This window comes from Gelidibacter salicanalis, from assembly GCF_016469035.1.
GTDB classification, from domain to species: domain Bacteria; phylum Bacteroidota; class Bacteroidia; order Flavobacteriales; family Flavobacteriaceae; genus Gelidibacter; species Gelidibacter salicanalis_A.
In genome coordinates this window covers 1-333 of record NZ_JAEHJZ010000115.1, presented here as the reverse complement: position 1 = coordinate 333, position 333 = coordinate 1, and the positions used below count along the sequence as shown (strand labels likewise).

At 42.3% G+C, this 333-nt stretch carries 1 protein-coding gene; it reads right to left on the bottom strand.

What is annotated here, in order from left to right; translation table 11 throughout:
• The coding region (locus tag JEM65_RS21090; RefSeq protein WP_199603706.1) for a DUF4091 domain-containing protein at nt 1-333 on the bottom strand (333 nt) is incomplete at both ends.

Genomic DNA, 333 nt, shown 5'->3' with positions numbered 1-333 from the left:
TGAGTTGGTTTTTGGCGTCTCTGAGCATCTTTTCAAAATTTTCAGGTTTTGAAGTCACGTTGAATTGCGCGACCACTTCGTTCAAATGATCAAGTTTATCCAACATGTTCTGTTTTGTAAGATCTGCTCTCAACACTCTGATTTTTTCTGCATCTTGAATCCCTTCTCTAAGGGTTTCAAAACGGATGGAAGTGCGGTTATCAGGATATACGATATACGTATCGCCAGCGGGCCACGCTCTAAAACGGGAATCTTCTAGTGGTTTTTCAGTCCAGCTATTGTAGGACCAACGTAAGAAGCCATCAAAATCGGCAGCGATGCTATACCAACCAA